Origin of the sequence: Bradyrhizobium sp. ORS 86, from assembly GCF_045571475.1 — a bacterium.
Classification (GTDB): domain Bacteria; phylum Pseudomonadota; class Alphaproteobacteria; order Rhizobiales; family Xanthobacteraceae; genus Bradyrhizobium.
Genome location: NZ_CP120699.1, coordinates 794539 through 821510 on the forward strand (window position 1 = coordinate 794539; position 26972 = coordinate 821510).

The 26972-nt window shown below is 65.4% G+C and carries 22 protein-coding genes and 1 pseudogene; 15 read left to right on the forward strand and 8 right to left on the reverse strand.

What is annotated here, in order from left to right; all coding sequences use genetic code 11:
• Positions 1–28: 28 nt before the first annotated feature.
• Positions 29–2017 (reverse strand): carbohydrate porin, encoded by a 1989-nt coding sequence (locus P6U25_RS03585; RefSeq protein ID WP_407150081.1) that lies wholly within the window; start codon positions 2015–2017, stop codon positions 29–31.
• 968 nt (positions 2018–2985) lie between these two features.
• Here P6U25_RS03585 and P6U25_RS03590 point away from each other — a divergent pair.
• On the forward strand, positions 2986–3255 hold the full coding sequence (locus tag P6U25_RS03590) for a metal-sensing transcriptional repressor (protein WP_407150082.1): 270 nt from the start codon (positions 2986–2988) through the stop codon (positions 3253–3255).
• Between the two features lie 36 nt (positions 3256–3291).
• Here the strand turns inward: P6U25_RS03590 and P6U25_RS03595 are convergent, their stop codons facing one another.
• Positions 3292–4116, reverse strand: a complete 825-nt coding sequence (locus P6U25_RS03595) for a creatininase family protein (protein WP_407150083.1) — start codon at positions 4114–4116, stop codon at positions 3292–3294.
• Positions 4117–4289: 173 nt separating this feature from the next.
• On the opposite strand from P6U25_RS03595, the gene P6U25_RS03600 reads away from it, so the two are divergent.
• The 8 genes and pseudogenes from P6U25_RS03600 to P6U25_RS03635 all read left to right on the forward strand — a co-directional run bounded on the left by P6U25_RS03600 (position 4290) and on the right by P6U25_RS03635 (position 11273).
• The gene (locus P6U25_RS03600) at positions 4290–5309 is read left to right on the forward strand and encodes an ABC transporter substrate-binding protein (protein WP_407150085.1); all 1020 of its coding nucleotides are present in this window, start codon (positions 4290–4292) and stop codon (positions 5307–5309) included.
• Positions 5310–5549: 240 nt separating this feature from the next.
• Entirely contained in the window at positions 5550–6347 is a 798-nt protein-coding gene (locus P6U25_RS03605; protein ID WP_407150086.1) for an ABC transporter ATP-binding protein, read from the forward strand.
• Positions 6344–7132 carry an ABC transporter permease gene (locus P6U25_RS03610; protein WP_407150087.1) on the forward strand — a complete coding sequence of 263 codons (789 nt, stop codon included), beginning with the start codon at positions 6344–6346 and terminating at the stop codon, positions 7130–7132. Before P6U25_RS03605 ends, P6U25_RS03610 begins: the two co-directional genes overlap by 4 nt.
• Positions 7132–8115, forward strand: coding sequence for a 2-hydroxyacid dehydrogenase (locus P6U25_RS03615; protein WP_407150088.1), 984 nt, complete (start codon positions 7132–7134; stop codon positions 8113–8115). The genes P6U25_RS03610 and P6U25_RS03615 overlap by 1 nt, the downstream gene beginning before the upstream one ends.
• Positions 8115–8810 carry an AprI/Inh family metalloprotease inhibitor gene (locus P6U25_RS03620; RefSeq protein ID WP_407150089.1) on the forward strand — a complete coding sequence of 232 codons (696 nt, stop codon included), beginning with the start codon at positions 8115–8117 and terminating at the stop codon, positions 8808–8810. Before P6U25_RS03615 ends, P6U25_RS03620 begins: the two co-directional genes overlap by 1 nt.
• A gap of 304 nt (positions 8811–9114) precedes the next feature.
• Positions 9115–9507: a YciI family protein gene (locus tag P6U25_RS03625; RefSeq protein ID WP_407150090.1), complete on the forward strand. Its 393-nt coding sequence runs from the start codon at positions 9115–9117 to the stop codon at positions 9505–9507.
• A 31-nt stretch (positions 9508–9538) separates the two neighbouring features.
• Entirely contained in the window at positions 9539–10813 is a 1275-nt protein-coding gene (locus P6U25_RS03630; RefSeq protein WP_407150091.1) for an RNA polymerase sigma factor, read from the forward strand.
• A 68-nt stretch (positions 10814–10881) separates the two neighbouring features.
• Positions 10882–11273: pseudogene (locus tag P6U25_RS03635) on the forward strand (hypothetical protein).
• A 145-nt stretch (positions 11274–11418) separates the two neighbouring features.
• Here the strand turns inward: P6U25_RS03635 and P6U25_RS03640 are convergent.
• Positions 11419–13125 (reverse strand): Na/Pi cotransporter family protein, encoded by a 1707-nt coding sequence (locus P6U25_RS03640; RefSeq protein WP_407150092.1) that lies wholly within the window; start codon positions 13123–13125, stop codon positions 11419–11421.
• Between the two features lie 236 nt (positions 13126–13361).
• On the opposite strand from P6U25_RS03640, the gene P6U25_RS03645 reads away from it, so the two are divergent.
• The 6 genes from P6U25_RS03645 (at position 13362) to P6U25_RS03670 (ending at position 21873) form a co-directional block, all read left to right on the forward strand.
• Positions 13362–15200: a methyltransferase domain-containing protein gene (locus P6U25_RS03645; RefSeq protein ID WP_407150094.1), complete on the forward strand. Its 1839-nt coding sequence runs from the start codon at positions 13362–13364 to the stop codon at positions 15198–15200.
• 176 nt (positions 15201–15376) lie between these two features.
• Entirely contained in the window at positions 15377–17041 is a 1665-nt protein-coding gene (locus P6U25_RS03650; protein ID WP_407150095.1) for a thiamine pyrophosphate-binding protein, read from the forward strand.
• Positions 17042–17094: 53 nt separating this feature from the next.
• Positions 17095–17832: an SDR family NAD(P)-dependent oxidoreductase gene (locus P6U25_RS03655; RefSeq protein WP_407150096.1), complete on the forward strand. Its 738-nt coding sequence runs from the start codon at positions 17095–17097 to the stop codon at positions 17830–17832.
• An 890-nt stretch (positions 17833–18722) separates the two neighbouring features.
• Entirely contained in the window at positions 18723–18851 is a 129-nt protein-coding gene (locus tag P6U25_RS03660) for a hypothetical protein (RefSeq protein WP_407150097.1), read from the forward strand.
• 289 nt (positions 18852–19140) lie between these two features.
• Complete coding sequence (locus P6U25_RS03665) at positions 19141–20502, forward strand: adenylosuccinate lyase family protein (protein ID WP_407150098.1); 1362 nt, start codon at positions 19141–19143, stop codon at positions 20500–20502.
• A gap of 114 nt (positions 20503–20616) precedes the next feature.
• Positions 20617–21873, forward strand: a complete 1257-nt coding sequence (locus P6U25_RS03670) for an aminopeptidase (protein WP_407150099.1) — start codon at positions 20617–20619, stop codon at positions 21871–21873.
• A 7-nt stretch (positions 21874–21880) separates the two neighbouring features.
• Here P6U25_RS03670 and P6U25_RS03675 read toward each other — a convergent pair whose 3' ends face one another.
• From P6U25_RS03675 to P6U25_RS03695, 5 genes are all read right to left on the reverse strand, one after another.
• The gene (locus P6U25_RS03675) at positions 21881–22813 is read right to left on the reverse strand and encodes a GNAT family N-acetyltransferase (protein ID WP_407150101.1); all 933 of its coding nucleotides are present in this window, start codon (positions 22811–22813) and stop codon (positions 21881–21883) included.
• An 11-nt stretch (positions 22814–22824) separates the two neighbouring features.
• A complete protein-coding gene (locus P6U25_RS03680; protein WP_407150102.1) occupies positions 22825–23874 on the reverse strand; it encodes an amidohydrolase family protein in 1050 nt (349 codons plus the stop codon).
• A gap of 81 nt (positions 23875–23955) precedes the next feature.
• Positions 23956–25344, reverse strand: coding sequence for an MFS transporter (locus tag P6U25_RS03685; protein WP_407150104.1), 1389 nt, complete (start codon positions 25342–25344; stop codon positions 23956–23958).
• Positions 25345–25489: 145 nt separating this feature from the next.
• The gene (locus P6U25_RS03690) at positions 25490–25951 is read right to left on the reverse strand and encodes a MerR family transcriptional regulator (RefSeq protein ID WP_407150105.1); all 462 of its coding nucleotides are present in this window, start codon (positions 25949–25951) and stop codon (positions 25490–25492) included.
• A complete protein-coding gene (locus P6U25_RS03695) occupies positions 25951–26946 on the reverse strand; it encodes an aldo/keto reductase (RefSeq protein WP_407150106.1) in 996 nt (331 codons plus the stop codon). Before P6U25_RS03695 ends, P6U25_RS03690 begins: the two co-directional genes overlap by 1 nt.
• Between the last annotated feature and the right edge of the window lie 26 nt (positions 26947–26972).

The following is a 26972-nucleotide window of genomic DNA, read 5'->3' on the forward strand; positions in this document are numbered from 1 at the left end:
GCTTCTCGATCTGACGACGTCTTCGAGACTAAAACTCTCCGTGCACCCGGCCGGAGAAAATATGCACCGGGCCGCGGTCGGCGTTGTAGGCGGGATTGGCGATGAACTGGTAGTCCGCGGTCATCGTCAGGTGCTTGTTCACCGAGTAGGCGTAGTAGCTCTCGAAGATGCCTTCGTTGCGGTAGTTGAGCGCGCCGTCGCCGATCAGCAGGCCGAGGCCGCCGGCGGCGAGGAAGTCGCGATGCGAGGCGGAGAGTCCGTTGATCGCGCCGCCGATACCGATCGTGTCGTCCGGCCGTCCCCAGGTGCTGCCCTTCAGCGACACGCCGCCCGAGAGGCTGCGGTCGACGTCGGTGAACGAGAGGATCTCGTTCCGGCCGTCGTTCCAGCTCAGGCGGCCGAACAGGCCGACGTCCTTGGCGATTTGCTGCTCGGCATTGACGTAGAATCCGTACTTCAGATTATCCTTGCGAATGCTGTGCATCACGCTGTTGATGTCGAGTGATGGATCGGCAGCTTCGATCGCGAGCGCTTGGCTGTAATTGCCGGTGTTGCCGCGATTGCCGAACACGCCGACGCGCAGCTTACCGGGCTGATCGAAGATCGAGTAGCGCCCTTCGAATTCGACGACGGCGCCGCCGGTCTTGAAGGTCAGGATGTCGCTGTTCGGCGCATCCGGCACCTGGAACAGGCCGGCGCGCACCGCCCAATCCTTGCGGTTGAGCTCGACCACGGCACCGCGCGTATAGCCGGGCAGATCGGCGGGGAAATCGTAGGCGGCGGATGCCCACATCGCCCAGTTCATGAAATCGGCGCGCGGATCCTTCGCATAGGAATTGCCGTCGAAGAAATCGCCGACCGCGAAGCGACCGACAATCACCGTCAGGCGATCGATGTCGCGCTTGCCGGCCACTTGGTTGGGACCATCGGAGACGTCTTCCTGCTCGCCACCGAAGCCGAATGTCTGCTTCAAGTAGTAGCGTTGCGGCCGGATCCGCGGATATGCGGCGCCCGCCTTCTGGGCTTCACCGTTCGAGAAGCCGGCAAGGCCGAGCGTGCCGTTGAGGCCGAAGCCCTGCGCGGTTTCGGGGTTGAAGTAGAACTCGCCGCCCTCCCACAGCCGCACGCCGAGGAACGCCGTCGTGGTCCAGGTCTGTTGCGCCTGCCCGCCGGGCGGCAGGCTGTTGGTGCCGCTATAGGCGGCGCGAAATGCAGGGTAGCCCTGTCCGATCAGCGTCGTCTGCGCATGGACCGACCAATTGTCCGACTCCGGCAATTGCGGCTTGGTCGGCGTTCCCGACCATGGCGAATCGCCCAACTGATAGTTCAGGCCGAATTTCAGGAGATGCAGGCGGGGGTCGATGGTGACGCCGGGCATGCCGAAGTCGGCAAGGCCGAGCGTCCGGCGCGACAGGTCGATGTAGTCGTATTCGATCTTGGCCGTCCAATTGCCGCTCAGTGCAAACTCGGCGCCAGCGCCGACGGTCCAGCCGGTCTGGTACTGACCGGGCTCGGACACGACCTCGCCCGCCGCGTCGTTCACCCTGACCTGCGTACGTCCCCAGGCGAAGCCGCCGGTGACATAAGGCATCCAGCCGCCGAATGCGTAGCCGACCCGGCCGCGCACGGTGCCGATATAGTCGATCGAGCTGTTGAACGGGCCCGGCGTCCGCCGCACCTGGTCGATGGGACTGACAAAGGTCGCGTCAGCCTCGACGCCGAGCACGAAGCGGTCGGCGAACTGGCGACTGTATCCGACCTGGAAGCCGCCAATCCCGCCGGTGATGGTGTGCGGAAAGAACACGCCCTGCAACGGAAGCGGATTGGTGCCGGGGCCAAGGCTGCCGTCGCCGTAGCCGATATGTCCGCCGACGTAAAGGCCGGTCCAGTTGTAAATCGTGCTCATGGCGGGCGACTTGACCGCCATGTCGGCTGCGGCTGCCGGCGCGCCGAAAGCGGCGGCGCCGAGCGCTGCGCCAGCGGCGATCTGGACGCGGAAGAGACGGACGCAGGTCATCACGCGGCGTTGCCCCGCGAGCGGTTGGAGGGATTGCCTGCCATCACTGCAGATTTGGCAGCCACTCGCCACCCCAGATTTGAAGTCATCGCCCGCCGTCCCCGGTCCGATCTGTGTTGGTTCAAGCAGAGCCAGATCGGCAACTCTGACATCAGTCTTATTGCAAATGGTTCGCAATTGCAACTGAGAGCCACCACGTACCTCTCCGATTTGCACGTCACGATGACAGCCATGCAACAGTCGGCCGCACCCCGCGGTCACGCCCAACCGCGGCCAGACGGACAATGCGGAGCAGAGCGAGATTGGCCTCCGTCAACTGTCGCGGTCGAGCCGTAGCCGGCACGGCGTGAAGCGGAGCACGGCGCTACGGCGCGGCGGGCGATTGTTGCGGCGCGCCGATCGGCGCATCGCTGATGATCGAGATCGTCGATGATTGAGCCGATGGTGTCTTCGACGGTCCATCGGCATTCCAAGCGGCCCTCGATCAAGACCCAATGACATGGCGGCGCGGAGGTCGGACGGCGCCGCCGGGCCCCGGTGCGACGAAAGCCCGGGACATTGTCATTGGTATGCGGGATCGTCCACGGCGTCGTTTGCCGCGGCTCGAACGGTCGGAATCTTGCGAGCTTTTCGAACATCGCTCACCTCCACATCCGCTGGTCGCGCGGCAGGCCGGTGAGGAGCGGACGGTCAGCTAGGGCGCGACCATCCATCCACGCAGCGGGAGCCTGCGCGATCAGTCTTGTTGTCGTGCAGCGGCAAGTGTCCCGTCATCGTCGGGATACTGTCGCCTGAGTTGCTACTGCCCATCTGCCTTCTATGTTGGCTCGTGGTCGGGGCGGATGCCCCGGTGCGGAACGGATGTTCCGACGATCGGCCACTACGCCCCATGCCACCGGCTGTCAAGCCGATTTCCCTATCCTCCGGGGAGGATCGTGCTTATCCTGCCGGGAGGATAGGAGAACCGCATGTCCGACGACCACCCGCACGCCGCAATTGCCCGGCGCCTGAAGCGCGCCAACGGCCATCTCGAGAGCATCGTCGAGATGATCGAGCAGGGCCGCCCGTGCGCGCAGATCGCCCAGCAATTGCAGGCCGTGGAGAGCGCGATCGAGAGCGCCAAGAAGGCGCTGATCCACGATCATATCGGCCACAGCCTGGAAGACACGCTGAAGGCCGCGGGCCCGAAAGGCCGCGCCGTGCTGAAGGATTTCAGGTTAATCGCGAAGTATCTCTGACCGGCCGCCTGCGGTCGCCGGGTCCCGCCGATCGCGCTATGGGGCCGGCCAGCGGGGCGTCGTTGCGAGCGCGCTCATGTCGAACTTGTCGACATCTTCCAGCAGCTCGCAGAACGCGCGCGCGCCATGGTCGAGCAGCGCCTCGCCCTTCGCGGCGGACGCCTTGGTGGCATCGCCGATCGCGCCGCTCGGATGCAGGTCCTGCGCCTGCCAGGCGAACGGCGCCGGCCGTTGCGTCGAGAGACGGCGGTGGTCCTTTTCAATTTGCACGCTCGCAGGGCGGAAATCCGCGATCGCCGGCTTGCGCACGGCTTGCGGATATTTCGCCAGCATGATCGATGTCTCGACCGCCCCGCCATGGATGCCGTGACGGAGTTCGCCGGCGTCGAACAGTCCGTCCGGCGCGCCGAAGCGCGACCAACTCGTGGTGACCGCGAGCATCCCATGGCGCGCGCGCAAGTCCTGCGCCACCAGCGACATCGCGGCGGAATTGCCGCCATGGCTCGTCACCATCACGAGCTTTTTCACGCCGGCGCGCGCCACGCACTCGCCGAGCGCGGTCCAGGTGTTGAGCGCGACCTTGTTCGACAAGGTCAGCGTACCCGGAAAATCGATGTGCTCGGTGGAGATGCCGACCGGCTGCAGCGGCAGGAACGTCACCGGTGCGGCCGCCGGCAGCAGCTCGCGCACCCGCGCAAGGTAGGCCTCGCCGATCATGACGTCGGTTCCCACAGGCAGGTGCGGTCCGTGCTGTTCGGTCGCGGCCAGCGGCAGCACCGCGATCCAGCGCGAGGACGCTGATTTGGCGATGTCGGGCCAGTGGATGGCGGTCCAGTCGCGGGGCGGAAGCTGAGAAGTCATCAAGCGAAGCGTTTCATTGGATGAATTTGCAGGTTAGTTTGTCGATCTTTCGCGGGGATGTGAATCATGCCTCCGGGGCGATCCACGCGCCTGGGGCGCGGCTCGGTCCCCGGGGCGCGGTCCACGTCCTCCACCCCTCCATCATGGGCCAGAATGAGCGACGGAGTCCAACCATGAACCCGGCCTTTTTGCCGCGAGCGTTAACCATAGGCCTGCTTGCCGTCCTCACGGCGCTGACCCCGGCGCGCGCACAGACCCTGGACAAGGTTTCGTTCGGCACCAACTGGGTCGCCGAGGGCGAGCATGGCGGGTTCTTCCAGGCGGTGGCCGACGGCACTTACAAGCAATATGGCCTCGACGTCACCATCGTGCCCGGCGGTCCCAACGAGAACAACCGCATGCTCCTGATCGCGGGCAAGCTCGACTTCTTCATGAGCGCGAACTCGCTGCAGACCTTCGACGCCGTCACCAACAAGGTGCCGCTGATCGCGGTCGCCGCCATGTTCCAGAAGGACCCGCAGGTCTTCCTGACCCATCCCGAGGCCAAGGTCAGCAAGATCGAGGATCTCAAGCCGCTGACGCTGCTGGTCTCGAAGGAGGGCATCGCCAGCTACTTCCAATGGATGAAGTCCAAATACGGCTTCAGCGAAAGCAAGGTGAAGCCCTATACCTCCAACGCGCAGCCCTTCCTCGTCAACAAGCAGGTCGCGATGGAAGGCTACGTCACCTCGGAGCCTTACGCGGTGGAGAAGACCGCCGGCTTCAAGCCGAATGTCCTCTTGATCGCCGACTACGGCTTCAGCGCCTATTCGACCCTGATCGAGACCCGACGCGATCTCGTCGACAAGAAGCCGGACCTGGTGCAGCGCTTCGTCGATGCTTCCATCGTCGGCTGGTATCATTATCTCTACGGCGATAATTCAGCCGGCAATGCGATGATCAAGAAGCTCAACCCCGAAATGACCGACGAGCTGCTGGCCTATTCGGTTGCCCAGATGAAGGAGCACGGCATCGTCGATTCCGGCGATACCTTGAAGAACGGCATCGGCGCCATGACGGATGAGCGGATGGCGAGCTTCTTCGAGGCGATGGCCGCCGCCGGCGTGGTCAAGAGCACGATCGACTATCGCCAGGGCTACACACTGCGCTTCGTCAACAAGGCGGTCGGGCTCGAGCTCAGACCGAAGAACTGAGCGGGCCGGAACGCGAGTGGTGCGATTGGCTCGAGATATCGCCGCATCGGCGGCCCACCTCTCCCCACCGGGGAGAGGTCGCGCCGGAGGCGCGGGTGAGGGGGCGCGGGTCCCAGGAGAGAGCGTAACCCCTCACCCGGATCGCATCGTGCGATGCGATCCGACCTCTCTCACAAGGGGAGAGGTCGTGCTCGCGGCACGGCCGCGCGCATCAATGCCGAATTGCGGACGGTAGACGGCATGGCCGCGCCAGAACCGAATGCCGCCAGCCCTGCCGTTCGCCTGCGCGGCGTCACTAAGGTCTATGACAGCGGCGTGACGGCGCTCGGGCCGCTCGATCTCGATGTCGGGCGTGGCGAGTTCGTCTCGCTGCTCGGGCCCTCGGGCTGCGGCAAGTCCACCGCGCTGCGCCTGATCGCGGGGCTATCGGCACCGAGCGCCGGCACGGTCGAGCTGTCGCACCATGACGCGGCCCGGCGCGGCAGCCACCCGATCGGCTTCGTGTTCCAGGAGCCGACGCTGATGCCCTGGGCCACCGTGCGCGACAATGTCCGGCTGCCGCTGAAGCTTGCGCATGCGCCGAGCGCCGAGGCCGAGGGGCGGGTCGATCAGGCGCTCGCGCAGGTCGGACTTGCGGAATTCACTGATGCCTATCCGCGCGAACTATCCGGCGGCATGAAGATGCGGGTGTCGCTGGCGCGTGCGCTGGTCACCGATCCCGATATCCTGTTGATGGACGAGCCGTTCGCCGCGCTCGACGAGATCACGCGCTTCCGCCTCAACAACGACCTGCTGTCGCTGTGGCGCAACCTGCACAAGACCGTCATCTTCGTGACGCATTCGGTGTTCGAGTCGGTCTATCTGTCGCAGCGCGTGATCGTGATGACGGCGCGGCCCGGCCGCATCGGCACCGAGTTTCGTATCGCGGCAACGGAGCCGCGCGGCGAGGAGTTCCGCACCTCGGCCGAATATGCCGGCTTCTGTCGCGAAGTCTCGAAGGCGCTGGCGCCGTCTTATGCAGGGCAGGCCGGCGCATGAAATCTGCGCAACACATCGTCCGCTTCCTGCTGCCGGCCGTGGTGTTCGCCGCCGGCCTCGTGCTCTGGGAGGTGATCGTCGATGTCAACGATATCCAGCCCTATGTGCTGCCGAGCCCCCTGTTGGTGTTGAAGACGCTTGTGCAGGACTGGCCGATCCTGTCGCAATCGCTCGGCGTCACGCTGCTCACCACGCTCGAAGGCTTCGTCGCGGCCGCGCTCGGCGGCGTCGCGCTGGCGCTGCTGTTCAACCAGTCGAAATGGCTGGAATACTCGCTGTTTCCCTATGCGATCATCCTGCAGGTCACGCCCGTGATCGCGATCGCGCCGCTGCTGCTGATCTACCTGCAGCAGCAGACGGCGGTGATCGTGTGCGCCTGGATCGTCGCGTTCTTTCCGGTGCTGTCGAACACCACTCTCGGCCTCAACTCGGTCGACCGCAATCTTGCCGGACTGTTTCAGCTCTATGGTGCATCGCGCCTGCAGAAGCTGGTGTTGCTGCAACTGCCCGCTGCATTGCCTTACATCCTCGGCGGCTTGCGCATCGCCGGCGGGCTGTCGTTGATCGGCGCCGTCGTCGCCGAGATCGCGGCGGGCAGCGCGGGCGCCGGCTCGGGCCTCGCGTTCCGCATCGCTGAATCAGGTTATCGCCTGAATATTCCCCGCATGTTCGCGGCGCTGTTGCTGCTGTCATTGGCCGGGATTGTCATCTATGGGTTGCTGGCGCTAATTTCATACCTCTTGCTGCGACGCTGGCACGAAAGTGCGCTTGGAAAGGAAAGCTGATGGCCCCGACGTCTTCCGAAAAGATCGATCTGCTGGTTTACGGACCGATCCGGCCAATCCTCGAGAACGGCTTTCCCGATCAATATGTGCTGCACCGCGCGGAAAGCCGTGGCGATCTCGAGCGGCTGACACCTGAGGTCGCGGGCAAGATCCGCGGCATCGCCGTCACCTATCACACGATGGCGACCGACAAGACCGCGATGGCGCGTTTTCCCAAGCTCGAGATCGTGGCGAGCTTCGGCGTCGGCTACGATCACGTCGATTCCGCCTATGCGCGCGATCACGATATCGTGGTCACCAACACGCCCGATGTGCTGACCGAGGAAGTCGCCGACGTTGCGATGGGGCTGTTGATCGCGACCTTGCGCGAATTCGTCAAGGCCGATCGCTATGTGCGCTCCGGCCTATGGCAGACCCAGAACTATCCGCTCAGCGTCGGCTCGCTGCGCGACCGCAAGGTCGGCATCGTCGGCATGGGCCGGATCGGCCAGGCGGTCGCGCGCCGGCTGGAAGCCTCGCGCGTGCCGGTGTGCTATCACTCGCGCAAGCCCGCCGCCGATGTCTCCCACCCGCATTATCCTGACCTGATCGAGATGGCGAAGGCGGTCGATACGCTGATCGTGATCGTGCCCGGCGGCGCCGCGACGGCGAAGATGATCAATGCCGACGTGCTGAAGGCGCTTGGGCCCAGGGGCGTGTTGATCAATGTCGCGCGCGGCTCCGTGGTCGATGAGCCGGCGCTGGTCGCCGCGCTGAAATCGGGCACCATCCTCGCCGCCGGCCTCGACGTGTTCGCGGCCGAGCCGAACGTGCCGGACGAGCTGAAGGCGATGCAGAACGTCGTGCTGCTGCCGCATATCGGCTCGGCCTCCGTGGTCACGCGCAACGCGATGGATCAGCTCGTGGTCGACAACATCAGGAACTGGTTCGCGGGCAAACCGCCGCTGACGCCGGTGGCAGAGACTCCGGTGAAGGGCCGCTGATGTCGCCGGTCCGCTTCAGCGCCGTGCTCGTTTTGCTGCTCGCCGGCGCGCTGCCGGCGCGGGCGCAGGACGTCACGACGTTGAAGAAGGACATGATCGGGCAGTGGGAGCTTGCCACCACCGACCGCAGCAAGACCTGCGTCGTAACGTTGAAGAGCGATACGACGCCGCAAGGCTTCAAGCTCGAGCTCGAGCCGTCCTGCCCCGCCGCGCTGCCCTTCACCAAGGACATCGTCGGCTGGAGCATCAAGGGACTGGGCGACATCGTGCGGCTGCAAAACGCAGCCGGCGAGGCCGTGATCGATTTCTCCGAGGTCGAGACCGGCATCTTCGAGGGGCTGCGCACCAATGAAGGCGTCTACATCCTGCAGAACCTCGCCGCCGCCCGCTCGCTCGCCAAGTCGATGGACCAGATGATCGGCGACTGGTCGATGGTCCGCGGCAACGGCCAGGCGATCTGCGGCCTGACGCTGACCAACAACGATGCCGGCAATGACAATTTCCAAGTTTTCCTGAAGCCGAAATGCGACCCCGCGGTCGCGGCCTTCAACCCGACGCAGTGGCGGCTCGACCACGGCCAGATGATCCTGATGTCGGCCAAGGGCGAGACCTGGCAGTTCGAAGCCGACGACAACGCGCAGTGGCGCCGGGTTCCCGACAGCGCCGATCCGCTGATCATGCTGCGCGAGCAGTAGGTCCTCCACACGGCTGCTCACCGCTCCCGCTTGCGGGGGAGGTCGTATCGCATTGAAGATGCGATACGGGTGGAGGCTTTCTCAACGCAAATGAACGGCATCGTTTGCGGTGATACCCCCACCCCGACACTCCCCCGCAAGCGGGAGAGGGGGCGTACTGGGGCTGCGGCCGCATTTGCAGGCTCCTCAACACAAAAATATTTCCCCGCTCCATGTCGATCCGGCGCGTCGCGGATCGTCGTCCCCTGTAGCGAGCCGGTCTTGCGGCGATCATCGCCGCGTCTCGCCCAACAGGAGTTTTCCGATGCGGTTCATGTATATCGTCACCTCCCCGCAACCCCCGCGGCCGCCGACTCCGGCCTTGATGGCGGCCATGGGCAGGCTTGCCGAGCGGGAAATCAAGGCGGGCCGCATGATCGACAATGGCGGTTTGCTGCCGGTTGCGATGGGCGCCCAGGTCCGCATCACGGACGGCAAGCTCAATGTCATCGACGGGCCTTTCGTCGAGACCAAGGAGATGATCGGCGGCTACGCGATCTTCGAGCTCCGCAACAAGGAGGAGGCCGTCGCCGCCGCCGTGGAGTTCATGCAGCTCCACAAGGAGCATATGCCCGGCTGGGATGGAACCTGCGAGGTCCGTCAATTTGCGACCATGGGCGTCGACGGCACCTGTCAGGCCGACGCTGCCGGCGCTTGATGCGCGGCGCGATGATTTCGGGTCGGCGGCGATGACGGCCGCCGACATCCAGGCCACCATCCTCGCCGTGTGGCGCATCGAGCAACCGCGGCTGATCACCAGCCTGTCGCGGATGCTGCGCGACGTGCCGCTCGCCGAGGACCTGACCCAGGACGCGTTGATCGCGGCGCTCGAGCACTGGCCGGCCGATGGCATCCCGGAAAAGCCGGGCGCCTGGCTGATGGCGACCGCAAAGCGGCGCGCGCTCGATCATCTGCGCCGCATCAGCGTGCTCACCCGGACGCACGGCATGCTGGCGCATGATCTGGCGCGAGAGCAGGAGACCATGCCCGATTTCGACGCCGCGCTCGACGACGACATCGGCGACGAGCTATTGCGGCTGATCTTCACCGCCTGCCACCCTCTGCTGTCGCGCGAGGCGCGCGCAGCGCTGGCGCTCAAGATGATTTGCGGCCTCACCACCGAGGAGATCGCACGCGCCTTCCTGCAAGCCGAGGCGACCATCGCCCAGCGCATCGTGCGCGCCAAGCGCACGCTGTCGGAGTCCGGCCTCGGCTACGAGACGCCGCGCGGCGAGGCGCTGTCCGAGCGGCTCGCCTCCGTGCTCGAGGTGGTCTACCTCATCTTCAACGAAGGCTACACCGCCGCGCGCGGCGAGGAATGGCTGCGGCCGCAGCTCTGCAACGAGGCGCTGCGCATGGGCCGTGTGCTGGCCGCGATCGCGCCGCGCGAGCCGGAGGCGCACGGGCTGCTCGCGCTGATGGAGCTCAACGCCTCGCGGATGGCGGCGCGCACCGATGCGGCTGGCGGTCCCATCCTGCTGATGGAGCAGAACCGCGCGCTGTGGGATCGCCTGCAGATCCGCCGTGGGCAATTGGCGCTGGCGCGCGCCCGCGAACTCGGCGGCGCCGGCGGCTTCTATGCGTTGCAAGCCGCTATCGTTGCCTGTCACGCCGAAGCCGATACCCCGGATGCGACGGACTGGCCGCGGATCGCTTCGCTGTACGGCGATCTCGCCGCATTGGTGCAGTCGCCGGTGATCGAGCTCAACCGCGCGGTCGCGATCGGCATGGCGGAAGGGCCGCAGGCGGCGCTTGCGATCGTCGACGGCCTCGCCCACCAGCCCGCATTGAATTCCTATCATCTGCTGCCGAGCGTGCGCGGCGACCTCCTGCAGAAGCTCGGTCGCCACGACGAGGCGTGCGAGGCGTTCGAAGCAGCCGCTCGCCTTGCCGGCAACATCCGCGAGCGCGATTTGCTCCTGCGCCGCGCGGCGGCGGCGCGCGCGGCGCGGGATCGCGATTGACGCGCTCGTGATTTCGACTCAAATGCGCGGCATGCTCAATCGACGCTGATTGAGCTGGGAGTGTGATCATGACGAAGCCGTCCGTGCTGGCGATCGGCCTCGATCCTTCCTTCGTCGATTTCTCCGCCTTTCCGCAATACACACCGGAGATCGTGCGCGGCTACATCGGTCGCAGCTCGAAGGTTTGCGCACGCTCGGTTATGAGGTGCAGAGCTGTCTCACCGATCCCGGTGAAACGGCTGAGGTGGTGGTGATGGCGGCACTGACGGCGAAGCGCTACGATTGCGTCATGATCGGCGCGGGCCTGCGCGAGCCGCCGGAACGGCTGCTGTTGTTCGAGAGAGTCCTCAATCTGGTGCACCGGCTCGCCCCGGATGCCTGCATCTGCTTCAACACCAGCCCGGCCGACAGCGCTGCCGCCGTGCAGCGCTGTCTCACGCCCGCGGACACGAACCGATAAGAGCCGAGTGTCGTGACTGAACCGCGACCATCATTGCGAACGAGATCATGAGAGCATCCCTGGCGGGGTGAGTTTGGGTTGAATCGGCCCGCAGCGGCTTCGATCACCTCTCCCCGTCGGGGAGAGGTGACCTCAGGCGTCAATCTCATCCCGTCGTCGTGCGCTCGCCGCGACCGACAAGATGCGCGGCGGACCGCCACGCATGATGCGACAGCGCGTCGAGGCTCCGGACGGTCTCGACGCGAACCAGCGCCACGTCGGCGCTGAGCGTTCCACTGGCCACCGCGCCGAGCGTTGCGCGGCGGTGGATGGGCAGCATGGCGTCGAGTTGGGTCACGCAGCGCTCGAGTTCGGCGATCGCTTCGTCGGCCGGGATCGCGCGTGGGCCGGCCAGGGCGTCGGCGCCATGCGAGGCCGGAATCGCCTGCGACGATGCGGTGTCGCGCGCCGGCGCCACCACACCGCGCGCGATCGCGGCTGCGCTCCGCATCGCCTCCGCGCAGAGTTCCGCGGCGCGAATGTCCTCCGGTCCGCCTCCCGGCACATTAAGGCTGATGTCTCCATTCGCCATTTCGGCCAGCCGGGACGCGTGATCGAGTGCGTGCAGCGTGCTGATCAGGCGCTGTTGGCCGTCTTCACTGTCAGGCGGTCCGGCCACGTCCGACAGGAACGTCTGGGTCCGGCGCAGGGCATCTGCCGCCTCGGGCACCGATACGGCGTCCTTGCCGAGGCGGATCGGGGTCGCACGGCCGGCCAGTGCCGTCTCGATGGAGCAGCATAGGGTTGCGAGCGCGCGCGCAATCGTCCGCCGCGCAGCTTCCACCGCCACGATCGGGGTCGCGAGCGCGGAGGGATCGAGGCAGCGGGTGAGCGGCGAGCCGCGTTCGGGCAGAATGCGCTCGACCAGTCGCGCGAACGGGTTGATCAAAGGCAGCAAGACCGCGACGCCGACGACATTGTAGGCGGTGTGATACGCGGCCAGCAAGGTGACCCCGTCGACGGTGTTGGAAGCATGCACGAGCGAAGGGACGACGAAGGGAAACAACACGATCGCAATCAGGGCGGCGATCAGCTTGAACAGGACGTAGGCGATCGCCAGTCGCTTGGCGGTGATGCTCGCCCCGATCGCGGCCAGGGCGGAGCTGGACGCTGTTCCAATGTTCTGGCCGATGATCAGAGCACAGGCCTGATCGAGCCCGAACGCGCCGGCGAAGTAGCCGGACAAGGTGACCGCGATGGCGGCCGTCGACGACTGCATCAGCGTCGTCATCGCCAATCCGACCACGACGAGGGCCAGCACGCCGAACAGCGCCGACCACCACCGCGTATCCGCACCGGCGAGAACGGCGGGCAGATCGGCCGGGTGCAATCGCTCGGCCAGTCCGCCCATGCCCTGCTGCAGGGTGGTCAGCCCGAACAGCACCAGTCCGAACCCGGCAAGCGCGGCGCCCGCCCCCGAGACGCGCCCGCTTGCGATAAGCTTGGTCAACGCACCGACAAAGATCATCGGCAACGCCGCGGCCGTGAGCGAGACGCGGACGCCGATCAGCGCAACCAGCCAGCCGGTCCCCGTGGTGCCGACATTGGCGCCGAACACGAGCCCCAGCCCTTGCTGGAACGTCAACAGGCCGGCGCTGACCAGACCGATCGTGGTCATCGTCGTCGCGCTGGACGACTGCACGAGCAACGTGACGATGGCGCCCCAGAACGAGCCGTGCAGCGGCGTTGCGGCCGCCTTGCCGAGCACGCCGCGCAGCGCGGAACCTGCCAGCGCCTTCAGGCCCGCCGTCATCACGGTCATCCCCAGCAGGAAGAGGCCGACACCGCCAAGCGCTGAGATTGCCACCGACATGTGGGCTCCTGACGCGAACGACGATCAAGCGAGCTCTGGCACTCTAGCGGAGTTGCGGCGTGGCCGCGAGCGCTGGCCGCGCCGCGCGAGGCGTTCGCCGTGCGGCAGATTATCCTTGGCTGCCGGCGCGATCGGCCCTATGTCTGCCCGGCGCGGTTGGGTGATGCCGTCTCGCAGCGCCGCCTTGTTCGGTGCGCTGTTCGGCGGCATCTTTCAGTTTGGACCAGTGACGGGGCATGAACCGAAAAGAACGACGTGCGGCCAGCAAGCGACGCGACGAGCCTGCAAGCAGAATAGGCGCGCCGACTTCGGCAAGCCTCAGCATCGCCGACCTCGCCGCTGAGGCCCGTCGCTTCTATGGGATGGGCCGCGTCAACGAAGCCCGGGAGATGTGTCGTCAGGTTCTCGCGCGCGAGCCGGCACATGTACAGAGCCTCAATCTGCTCGGCCTGATGGCGCAGGCAACCGGCGATCACCGGGCCGCCGTGAAGATGTTCGCGAAAGCGCTCGATTCGGATGACGTGAATGCCGCGTGTCATTACAATGCCGGCAATTCGTATCAGGCGCTGGGTCAGCGCACCAAGGCCGTCGCCCATTTCGGCAAGGCGCTTGCGCTCGGCATGGACGCGAAAGCCGTCGCCTTCATCCTGCAGAGCCCTGTCATCGCCACCTATGGCGCGCGGATCGCCGGCAAGTGGCCGCTGGCGGTCACGAACGCCGAACTGTTCGGTGCCGAAAGTGTCGCCCCGCTCGCAAAAGACCTTTTTCTCCGCGCGGCGATGGAAGCGACGACGCTGGCAAGCATGCCACTCGAGCTGTTGCTGGGACATGCCCGCGCCGAGCTGCTGCGGCTTGCGGACGAATCCGATGTCGAGATCGACGACGATGTCGTCGGTTTCGCCTGCGCGCTCGCACGACAGTGCTTCATCAACGAATATGTGTATGAACAGGCCGACGCGGAGAGCAGGGTTGCGAGCGTCCTGCGCGATCGATTGCTGCACGCCCTGGCATCAGGGGCAGCCATCCCTCCGCTGACGCTGGCGGTCGTTGCGACCTATGTCCCGCTTCATGCCCTGCCGACGGTGGACGCGCTGCTGCGCCGGGATTGGCCGTCGGCCGTGGCCGGCCTGCTCCGGGTGCAGCTCCGCGAGCCGCTCGAGGAGGCAGGCGATCGCGACGCCATTGCCACGCTCACGCCCGTCATGAACAGCGTATCACTCGAGGTGATGCGTCAGTACGAGGAAAATCCCTATCCGCGCTGGACCATCAATCCGCTGCATGCGTTTGCGGCCGATCAGGCGCGGGGAAGGATCGTCCCGACCGCGGAACGGCAAGCCGAACTCGACATACTGATCGCGGGGTGCGGGACCGGCTCGCATGCGATTCAGATCGCCCAAGTCTATCCGAACGCCCGTTTGCTCGCGATTGACGTCAGCCTGCCCAGCCTCGCCTATGCGCGCCGCAAGACGCGGGAGCTCGGCTTGCGCAATATCGAGTATGCGCAGGCGGATATTCTGGAGCTCGGTGCGATCGGCCGCACCTTCGATCACATCGAGTCGGTCGGTGTGCTGCATCATCTGGCCGAGCCTGCGGCCGGGTGGCGCGTGCTGGTCTCGCTGCTGCGGCCGGGCGGCAGGATGCGCATCGGGTTGTACAGCAATCTGGCGCGCCGCGTCATCGTCGAGGCCCGCGCCCGCATCGCGGCGCGCGGCCACCGCGCGACGGCAGACGACATCAGGCGGTGTCGTCAGGAGATATTCCGCGAGGCGGACGACTGGAAGCCGCTGCTTGGCGCGAAGGATTTCTACAGCATGAGCGGCTGTCGCGACCTGCTGTTCAACGTCATGGAGCATCGCTTCACGATACCCGAGATCGCAGCATTTCTGAACGACAACGGCCTGTCTTTCCTGGGCTTCGAACCCTTCGATGATCCAACCGTGCTCGAACAATTTCATAAGCAGTCTCCGGGCTCGGCCGATGAGTCCAATCTGGATCAGTGGCACCGCTTCGAAGCCGATCATCCCGAGACGTTCTGGGACATGTATGTCTTCATGGCGGCCAAGAGCGCGCAGTGAGGCTTCGGACGACGTCGAACTGACGCCGCCATTTGAACCACGATAGCCGTCCTCATTTAGAGCCATGCGGAAGACGCAGCCGGCCGCGCGGACGCGAGCCGTCTCGCGCGGTTGCCATGGGCAGCTCCCCGGCCGATGATGCACAAAACGGATCAGAACCAATCGCGAGGAAACCAATGCGTGGGCGTCGTGTGCTGATGGAATCATTCGTGGCGCACGGCGTGCGCCACATCTTCGGCAATCCCGGCACGACAGAAACGCCGCTGCTCGACAGCTTGCCGGCCTTTCCGCAGCTTGAATACATCATGGCGCTGCATGAAGGTGTCGCTGTCAGCGCCGCCAGCTTCTACGCGCAGGCATCGGGACGCGTCACCGTCGCCAACCTGCACGTCGCTCCCGGCCTTGGCAATGGCATCGGTTCGCTCTACGGCGCGCTGAAAGCAGGTTCGCCCGTGGTTGTGACGGCCGGCCAGCAGGATACGCGAATGCGGCTCAAGAATCCTCTGCTGGGCCACGACCTCGTTGCGATGGCAGCACCAGTGACCAAGTGGAGCGTGCAGATCGAGCGCGCCGACGAGATCGCACCAATCATGCGACGTGCGTTCAAGGTCGCGACCGATGCGCCACAGGGGCCGGTATTCGTGTCGCTGCCGATCGACGTCATGGAGCAGGAAACCGCGGTCGACGCGTCGGCCCCGGACAATTTGTGGCGGTCGACGCGCCCCGATCCGGCGGGCGTCGAAGCGCTGGTCGCGCTGCTCCTGAAGTCGAACAATCCGGCCATCATCGCCGGCGACGAGGTAGCGAGATCGGGCGCCGAACAGGCGCTGGTGGCACTCACGGAAGCGATCGGTGCCACGGTGTGGTTCGAAGGGCTGCGGCATCACGCGCCCTTCCCGACCAACCATCCGAGCTATCGTCAGTCGCTCCCCGGCGACGCCAGGCAGGTGCGTAAGGCGCTCGGGGACACCGATCTCGTGCTGCTCGTCGGCGGCCCGTTCTTTGAGGACGTCTGGTTTGCGCCGGGCGGCCACATTCCGCACGGCGCGTCCGTGCTCCAGATCGAAGCCTCGGCCGAGCGTCTCGCGTTCAACAACCGGCTCGATGCCGGCATCGTCGGCGACATCGCCGTCAGCCTCGGCGCCGTGACGGACGCGGTGCGCGCGAAGGCGGGGGCGGACTTCAGGCAGGCTGTACAAAGCCGCAATGCCTCGTTGGCCGAATTGCAGGCGAAGGAGAAGGACGCCTATCGCGCGCGCCTCGAGAAAAGCTGGAGCCGCGAGCCGAGCTCGATGCCGCGCGTCACCGCCGAACTTCGTCGCGGTCTGCCCGAGAATGTCGTCATCGTCGATGAAAGCATCACGGCCAGCCTCGATCTCGCGCGCGCCTTCGATTATCGCGGCTTCGGCGATTATTTCGGCGGTCGTGGCGGCGGTATCGGCCAAGGCCTTGCCGGCGCGATCGGCGTCAAGGTGGCAATGCCGGACCGTCCGGTTGTCGCCATCTCCGGCGACGGCTCGGCGATGTATGCGATCCAGGCGCTGTGGACGGCCGCGCACCACAAGCTTGCGATCGTATTCGTGGTGCTTGCGAACCGCGAGTACCGCATCCTCAAGCACAACGTGGATGTCTGGCGTCAGAATTTCGAAGCCGGCACCCAGCATCCCTATCAAAACATGGATATCACCGGCCCGGCGCTCGACTTCGTGCATCTCGCAGCCGGCATGGGCGTCGAGGCCGTCAGAGTCGAGAAGGCCGACGACATCGCCGGCGCGGTCGCGAAGGCTGTCGCGGCCCACCGGCCGTACCTCGTCGAGATCGCAATCGAAGGAAAACGCTGATCACGCAGGAGGAGCGTCTCATGGCAGGCATTCTGGACGGCAAGGCTGCATTGGTGACGGGCGGCGGCTCCGGCATTGGCCGGGCAACGGCGATCGCCATGGCGCGCGAAGGCGCGCGCGTGGCGGTGTCCGACCTTTCAAAGGATGGAATCGAAGAGACCGTCGCTCTCATCAACGCCGCCGGCGGCCAGTCGATCGCGATACAAGGCGATGTCACCGACGAGGCTCATGTTGCAAACATGGTGGCGCGCACGGTTTCGGCGTTTGGGCGGATCGATTGTGCGTTCAACAACGCCGGTGTGGCCGGGCGCTCCGTCGGCCCGCCCGGCCAGCGCATTCATGAACTGACGCAGCCCACCGTGGCGAAGATGTTTTCGGTTAATCTGATGGGCGTGTTCCTGTGCCTGAAATACGAGGTGGCACAAATGTTAAAGCAAGGAGGCGGCGGCGCGATCGTCAACACCGCCTCGATTGCCGGCCTGGTTGGCCTCGCCACCTCCGGCCACTACGTCGCGACCAAGCACGGCGTCGTCGGGCTGACCAAGACCGCGGCGATTGAATATGCCCAGGACGGCATCCGCGTGAATTGCGTCAATCCCGGATACATCAAGACGCCCATGACCAAGGAGACGATGGACGAACGTTATGACGAGATTATCGCCAAGGTGCCCGTTCGTCGGTTGGGCGTGCCCGAGGAGATCGCGGAAGCCGTGGTTTGGATGTGCTCGGACAAGGCGTCCTTCATGACCGGCGCATCGCATGTGATCGACGGCGGCTACAGCGCCGCCTGAACTGCTCGGATTGATCGTTGCTCTCGCCCTGGTTGGTGATTGCCCGTAGCACAGCGCCGCAAGAGAGGGCGGAATGAACGGCAAAGGCTCGGACAGATCGTGTCGCGAGAATGCAAAGCCATATCTCAACGACGGTCATCGCCCGCGAAGGCGGGCGATCCAGTATTCCAGAGGCTGCATGATTGTATCGACAGGCCGCAGCGTACTGGATCCTCCGCATGCGCGGGTATGACGGCGGAGCGATCGCCGAGGTGTCCGTCGGGGTACGGAGCCCGGCACGCGCAACTCACGAGCCTGCCATTCAGTGGAATAAGGGAACTCGTCCCGCATACAACTAAAGGTTTAGACGGTGCGCCGAGCCCGAAGCGGCGAGGCTAGTCCCGCGCCCTCGGCGAGGCGGCTCCGATGTCGAGACCAAGCCGGCGCGCACGGTCGTGGCGCTCCTCGGTCAACAGCCTCAGTTCACGTTCCAGCGATCGCGCAACCTCCTCCTGCGATGTCTTTGAGACGGCGCGTTGGCCGCGCTTGGCGTTTTCAGGCTGGGCGGTCACGGGGGGAACCCTTGTCATCGTACTGTCACGACGAGTCTTCGCACGGCTTGATTCCGCCCGACAATCAAAAAGAATTCAGGATCAAGGTTTTGGAAAATCTCATACGCTGTTGACTTGAAACCAGGCAGAAGAATCTCCAGCCAGCGCGCGAAGCGGATCAATCGTGCCGCATCCGCCGAAAATACAGACGGCGCCGCATCAGACCTATTTCGCATTGCTGCGAAATCATTTCTGCATTCCGATGAAGCCGTCCCGAAACGGACACGCTCTAGCGCTACGTGATTCGCGGATGGGCCGACCGTGCGGGGCGGCCCGATTGTCCTGAGGATGACGTTACCGATGAAGCCGCCAAAAGCCATGCCGTATATGTGGGCGGCCGCATTGATCGCGGTTGCGATCTGGGGTGCGGTCGGATCGCCGCAGATGGCGCATACCTTGGCCAGGCAGCACTACGCCGGCACCCGCTAGCCGATCCGGCATCGGCCGGCGATGACGCCGATGTGGACGGTCATGGCAGGCCGGGGAATTTGAAAGACGTGGTGTCCCGGGACGCTGCGATGGCCCCGAACACATCCGGTCCTGATCAGATCCTGATAGCGCTTTATGCCCGCCGGCGTGCCTATCAATTGCGCTAAAGCCGCGGCTCCGACGAGGGTCCAAGTGTCGCATTTGAGTGAGGTGCCTGCGGAAGGTTAGGGCATCAGCACGGGCCATGATAGGGACGTTGCGCAAGCTGCGATCTGCAACAGGATATGCCATGCCCGCCTTCCCGACCTCGACCACCGTCGTCGATTCCGTGCTGTTCCGCGACGCCTTCGGCACCCGCGAGATGCGCGAGGTGTTTTCCGATCTGCGGCTGCTACAGCGCTATGCCGAGGTCGAGGTCGCATTGGCGAAGGCCGAAGCGCGCTGCGGCGTGATCCCGGCCGAGGCCGCTGACGAGATCGCGAAACGCACCGACGTCGCCGCGCTCGATTTCGATCTGCTGCGGCAAGAGACCGACATCGTCGGCTACCCCATCCTGCCGCTGGTGCATCAGATGGCGAAGCAGTGCGGCGATGCCGGCCGTTACATCCATTGGGGCGCGACCACGCAGGACATCATGGATACCGCCGTGGTGCTGCAACTCCGCGATGGCCTGAAGATCATCGAGGGCGACATCGCCGCGCTGCGCGACATCCTCGCCGGTCTGTCGAAGCGCTATCGCGACACGCCGATGGCAGGGCGGACCCACCTGCAGCAGGCGCTGCCGGTAACCTTCGGCTACAAGACGGCGATCTGGCTGGCAGCGTTCGACCGCCATGCTGAGCGGCTGGCGCAACTCAAGCCGCGCGTGCTGGTCGGCCAGTTCGCCGGCGCCGCCGGCACGCTGGCCTCGCTGGGCGACCAGGGGTTCGATGTGCAGCAGGCGCTGTGCGAGGAACTCGGTCTCGGCGTCCCGGTCTCGACCTGGCACGTGGCGCGCGACGGGCTGGCGGAGGTGGTGAACTTCCTCGCGCTGGCCACCGGGACGCTCGGCAAGATCGCACTCGACATCATGATCATGGCGTCCACCGAGTTCGCCGAGGTCTACGAGCCGTTCGTGAAGGGACGCGGGGCGTCCTCGACCATGCCGCAGAAGCGCAACCCGATCTCGTCCGAACTGATGCTGGCTGCGGCAAAGGCGGTGCGTCAGCATGCCGGCCTGATGCTGGACGCGATGGTGCAGGATTTCGAGCGCGCCACCGGTCCGTGGCACGCCGAGTGGATGGCGATCCCCGAAAGCTTCGTGCTGACCGCAGGCGCGTTGCATCAGGCGAAGTTCGCACTCGGCGGCCTGATCGTCGATGAGCAGCGGATGGCCGACAACCTCGACATCAGCCGCGGGCTGATCGTTGCCGAAGCCGTGATGATGGGCCTGGCGCCCGCGATCGGCCGGCAGGAGGCGCATGACGTCGTTTACGACGCCTGCCGCGTCGCCAACGACAACGGGCTGACGCTGGCCGACGCGCTGGCGGCGGATCCGCGCGTGGCAAGTCGCATCGATCGTGCGACGATCGACCGGCTCACCACGCCGAAGAACTACCTCGGGCTTGCGCCCGAAATGGTCGATCGGGTGCTGGCATCGGCAAGCCGGTAAGAGGTCGGCGCATGCGCTCGCCGTCGCGTGACCGGCGGCGCTGGAACCTTGCGGATACGGATCGAATTGGACTACGAATCGGTAAAATCTCAACAGGACACTGCCGGACGCTTCATGACTGCACATCAACGCAACCTTTCCGCCTCGATCGATCCCGTGAAACTCGATCGGCTCGCCGAAGTCGCGGTGAAGGTCGGGCTGCACCTGCAGCCGGGACAGGACCTTCTGCTGACGGCACCGGCGGGTGCGATGCCGCTGGTGCGGCGGATCGCCGAGCATGCCTACAAGGCCGGCGCCGGCCTGGTCACCCCGTTCTTCTCGGATGAAGAGCTCACGCTCGCCCGTTACCGCTACGCCAATGACGCGAGCTTCGACCGGGCCGCGAACTGGCTCTACGAGGGCATGGCCAAGGCCTTTGGCGCCAACACCGCGCGACTTGCGATCGTCGGCGACAATCCGATGCTGCTATCAGGCGAGGACCCGACCAAGGTCGCGCGCGCCAGCAAGGCCAATTCGATGGCCTACCAGCCGGCGCTGGAGAAGATCGTCAATTTCGACACCAATTGGAACATCATCGCCTATCCCAGCGCATCCTGGGCAAAGCAGGTATTCCCCGATGTTGCCGAGGATGTCGCGGTGGCCAAGCTCGCCGACGCCATCTTTTCCGCATCGCGGGTCGATCAGGACGGCGCCGTCGCCGCCTGGGAGAAGCACAATGCCAAGCTGCGCGAGCGCACCGAATGGCTGAACGGCCAGCGCTTCCACGCGTTGAAATACTCCGGCCCCGGAATGGATCTGACGATCGGGCTGGCCGACGGTCACGAATGGGAAGGCGGTGCCTCGACAGCCAAGAACGGGATCGTGTGCAATGCCAACATCCCGACGGAGGAGGTCTTCACCACGCCGCATTGCCGGCGCGTCAGCGGCCATGTCGTGAGCTCCAAGCCGCTGTCCTACCAGGGCACGCTGATCGACAACATCGCGGTGAAGTTCGAGGACGGCCGTATCGTCGAGGCCACGGCGTCGCGCGGTGAGGAGGTGCTGAGGAAGGTGCTCGACACTGACGAGGGCGCGCGCCGGCTGGGTGAGGTGGCATTGGTGCCGCACTCCTCGCCGATCTCCAAGAGCGGGCTGTTGTTCTTCAACACGTTGTTCGACGAGAACGCCGCCTCGCACATCGCGCTCGGCCAGTGCTACTCGAAATGCTTCGTCAACGGCGACAAGCTGACGCCGCAGCAGATCGCCGAGCAGGGCGGCAACAAGAGCCTGATCCATATCGACTGGATGATCGGCTCGGCCCACACCGATATCGACGGCGTCCACGCCGATGGCCGCACGGTCCCGGTATTCCGGCAAGGCGAATGGGCGTAAGGCGCCCTTAGTGGAACCGGCGCTCGCGCGAGGCGATCAATTCGCCTCGTGTGGCGCTGAAGCGGCAGGTTTCGTACTGCGGCCGGAAGCCGAGGCGGCGATAGATCTTCAGCGCCGCGGCATTCCGGCTCGAGACATTCAGCCAGCAGGGATGCTCGACCGAGACCTCATGGGCGGTGAGCACATGATAGACCAGGAGCTGGCCGAGCCCGCGGCCTTGGCGTGCCGGGTCGACGGCCACCGACTCGATCCACATCGAGTTCTGTTCCGACTCTGTCAGGCAGAAGCCCGACATCTGTCCATCTTCCGACGCCACCCAGACCTCGCTCTCAGTCAGCACCTGCGCCATCTCCTCCGGCGAGTACAGGCGGAACGCCGCATCCGAGGCGTAGGCGGTGTTGTGGATGCGCGCGACCTCGGCGGCGCAGGCAGTCACGTCGCTGGCGCGCTCGATGGCGGCGCGCGCAGCCGCCAGGGTGCGGGCCGGCTGCAGCGGCTCGACGCATTTCATCCCGATCTCGGAGCCGACATGAACGAAGCCGAATGCGGATACGAACGCCATTCCCGCCGGCCAATCGCGGCTCACCAGCGTTTGCACAGTGAGGTTTGCGTCGGCATCGATCGCGAGCACGTCATCGAACAATGCAAGCCCGATCCGGCGGCGCCGCACTTCGGGCGCCACGACGATCTTGAGGAACCGGGAATGGTGTGTGCCCTGGTCGCGCAAGGACGATTCAGCGAGCCCGACGAGGCGACCGTTCCGCTCGGCTATACGAAAGTCGCGTCCGCCACGGTTCTGCGGCAGCTTCAGGAACTGGTCCCATTGCGGCAGCGTAACCGGGCCAAGCCGCGGTTCCACCGCCGCGGCCTTGCTGTAGAGTGCGACCACCGCTTCCGCATCAGCCTCTCGGAGCGGCCGGATGGTGATGCCGTCATCCATGAGTCGCAAGCTTACCCGATGTCGAGGCGATAAGCATCCTTTGCCGTCTTAAAGAACAACGCAGTCTTCTCGACTTCGCTATATTGTGAAGCCAGTCGTTTGAACGCGTTGAAGATCATCTGATAGCTGCATTGACCCTTATCAGGTGGGAAGTTGCTTTCGAACATGCAACGGCTTGGACCGAAGGCCTCAATGCAGGTTTCTATATAAGGCCGCCAAGCTGCGGCGAGTTCCTCCGACGATGGCGGCTTTGGCCGCAAGTGGAAGTCGTAGCCGAGCAGGCACATCGCCAGCCCGCCGAGCTTAACGACGACATTGTGACACTTGGCGATCTCCTGGATCGACGCCCGCCAGACCGGGAAGGTCTCGCTGCGCTTGCCGGCAAAGCGGCCGATCCCGACCGGGCCGCCGCAATGATCGAGCACGATCCGGGTCTCGGGGAAGGCGCGGGCGAGGTCGGTCAGCTCGCCGATCTGCGGATGAAACAGCCAGGCATCGAAGCTGAGACCGAGCGGCGCGAGGCAGGCGAAGCCTCTGCGGAAGCTGGTGTCCAGCAACAGCCCCTTCGGCCGATTCGCGTACATGTGGGCCACGTTGGGGTCCTCATCCCAGGCCGAGGAGTGGCGGATACCGCGGAACCGGCCGTTGCCGGCGGCGATTTCGGCCTCCAGCACCGCCTTGGCCTGATCGCCGATCAGAAGATTAACGTGGCTGACGATGCCGGCGCAGATCGCGGCCTTGCCGTAGCCGCCGCTCGCCGACATCGCGGCGACGCCGTTGGCGAACTCGACCTCGCCGACGGGGCGGAATGCTTCGGGACCATAGGCGCGATACATCGAACGGCAATCGACATAGACGGTGGCGACGATGTTGTGGCCGGAGGCGATGTCGTCACGCATCTCCTCGATCAGATAGCGCAATCCGCCGCGGTCCCAGAGATGATGATGCGGGTCGATGATCGGCCTGTCAGGGTCGATAATCTCCTCGGTATATTGTGCGAGCCAGTCTTCGCGTGGATTGGCATAGAGCCCGCTCGCGGAGGCGGGCAAAGTGCTGGCCATGGATGATGCTCCCTGTTCTTGCTCTTGTCGGCCGCCGATACGATGTCGGCTTCGGGGAGGATAACGAGGCGAGCGGGCAGGTCAAATCGGTGCGTGCAGCGTCCTTTCGCGCGTCACCATCCACGCTACAGCGGCGCCCGCGAATTGAACGAGGCTGCCCGCAATCATTGCCGACACCAGCCCGCGCTCGCCCCCGCCGGCCCCGGCATAGCATGCGCCCAGCACGGCGACGCCGATGGTCGCGCCGCTGATGCGGGCGACGTTGATGAGTGCGGCAGCGGTGCCGGCGCGCGCGGCGGTGACGTGCCCGACGGCCATCGCCGAGAGTGGTCCCGCCGCAAGGCCGAGACCGAGTCCCGTCATGGCCAATCCTAATTCAGCGACTGCGATGTTCGGTTGCAGGCCGCCGACGCCGATCAGCAGGAGGCCGAGGCCCATCAACGCCACGCCGCCGGAGGTGACCGTGCGAATGCCAAGCTTCTCGGACAGCACACCGGAGAGCGGCGAGACAACAATAAAGACGAGCGACATCGGCAGCAGCGCTGCGGCGCTCGCAGCGGTGTCGAGCCGTCCGCTCGACTGCCACGCCAGGGGCAGCACGAACACCATCCCATACCCGCCAAACGTCATGCCCATTGTGGCGATCATCGCTGCCTGGAACTGGTGGATAGTGAAGATCTCGGGCGACAGCAGCGCGCCGGAGCCCTTCCTCCTTTCGGTGGCGATGAACAGCACCGCCGACAGCGCGGTCACGATCAGGGCCGCGACCATTGTGCGGGGAGCCGATTGCGTGCTGATGGCGGCAAAGGTCAGGCCGCCAAGCGCCAGCCCGCCAAAGACTTGCGCCGTGGCGTCGAAGGGCCGCCGTCGTGGGTCCGAGGATTCCGGGATCGTGTAGCCGGCCATGATCAGCGCCAACAGGCCGAACGGCACCACGACCAGGAAGATGCTGCGCCAGCCGAACCAGGGGATCAGCATCCCGCCGAGGCTCGGCCCCAGCGCCATGGCGACGCCATTGCATGCGGCCCAGACGCCGAGTGCGCGAGCGCGCTCACCGGGATGATCCCAGACCACCCGTATGATCGCAAGCGAGGCGGGAATCATCAGCGCGCCGCCGGCGCCGGTGAGCGCGCGTCCCGGGATCAGCACGCGAGCCGATGGCGCCGCGGCGCACAGCAGCGATGCGAGGGTGAAGATCAGCGCGCCCGACATCAGGATCCGGCGCCGGCCGTAGATATCGGCGAGCATTCCGCCTGTCAGCAGGCTGACGGCATAGACCAGATTGTAGCTGTCCACGATCCATTGCAATTCATCGACGCCCGCGGCGAAATGATCGCCGATCGCGCGTGCGCCGAGATTGACGATGAACGTGTCGATATGCGCGATCGTGACGGCCAGGCAAAGCGTGAGCAGCGTGAGCCGCTGCGATGCGCGCATGGCAAAGGGTTTACGCAGAAGCGTATCGGTCATCGCGTGTCCTGTTCTCTGATGTTGGAGTAAGACGAGTTAGGATCGAATCGGTTCAGCCGCGGAGGCGGTTCACCCCTCCCGAGGGAGAGGTAGACCTCCGTTACCGCTCCAGCTCAAGCTCGTCTCATCGCGCTTTATGGGGCGGTCAGGCCTTTGTTGCAGACCGCTTGGCGCGGGCACGCTGCTGGGGCGAAACCGCAGGGCGCGTGCCGGCCGCGACCCATTCGTCGTAGAACTCGATCTTGGCCTCGACCAGCGCGAGCGCTTCGGTCCATTTGGCGATCATGGCCTGGACGCGGAGTTGGTGCTCGGCGAGCAGCGCGCGGCGCTTGCGCAAGCTCGCGCTACCCTGCTTCACCAGCGTGGTGTATTCGCGAAGCTGCCGGATCGACATGCCGGTCAGGCGCAGCCGCTCCATCAGGTCGAGCCAGCCGACATGGTAGTCGCTGTAGACGCGGCGGCGGCCGCGATCCCTGGTCACGCCGGGCATCAGGCCCTGCGCTTCATACCAGCGGATCGTATGCACGCTGCGTCCGGAGCGCCGCGCGATGTCGCCGATATAGAGCGCGGTCGGCGCCGCCTGCGGATGCGGCGTTCGCGCGTCCATCACAGATACACCGCTTTCATCGCGCCGGCCGGATAGCGCTCGCCCGCCACGGCTCCGGGCGGGATCGCCGCGGAAATCCGTGCAATCTCGTCCGGTGAAAGCCTAACGTCGAGCGCGCCGATATTCTCGTCGAGCCGCGCGCGCTGCTTAGTGCCGGGAATCGGCACGATGTCCTGGCCCTGGGCCAACAGCCAGGCGAGTACGAGCTGCGACGGCGTACAGCCCTTCTCACGCGCGATCGCGACGATGCCGCCGACGAGATCGCGGTTGCGGACGAAGTTGTCGCCGGCAAAGCGCGGATGGTCGCCGCGGCGATCGCCTGCGATGTCGGCCTGCGACTGGATCTGCCCGGTCAGGAAACCGCGGCCGAGCGGCGAATAGGCGACGAAGGAGATGCCGAGCGCGCGCGTGGTCTGCAGCGTCTCCTCGGCCTCGCTGCGATAGAGCAGGGAGTATTCGGTTTGCACCGCGGCCAGCGGATGGACCTTGTGAGCACGGCGAATGGTCTCGGGGCGGGCCTCACACAGCCCGAGATGTCGGACTTTGCCTTGCTCGACGAGACGCGCCATTGCGCCGACGGTGTCCTCGATCGGGACGTTGGGGTCGATGCGGTGCTGGTAATAGAGGTCGATGGTCTCGATGCCGAGCCGCTTCAGGCTCGCCTCGCAGGCCTGCTGGACATAAGCCGGCCGACCGTCGACGCCCTGGCCGGTCGCGGTCTTGACCTGGCCGAACTTGGTCGCGATCACGACCTTGTCGCGCAGGCCTTTCAGCGCGCGGCCGAGCAGCTCCTCATTGTGCCCCCAGCCATAGAGGTCGGCGCTGTCGAGGAAATCGATCCCCTGGTCGATGGCGTGCCGGACCAGGTCGGGCGCAGCCGCGTCGTCGCTGGCGCCATAGACGCCGGAGAGCGACATGCAGCCGAGCCCGATGGCGGAAACATGCGGGCCGTCATGGCCAAGCTTGCGGTGCGGGAGCTTGCTGGAGGTTGTCATATCGTTGGTCCTCATAGCCGGAGCGT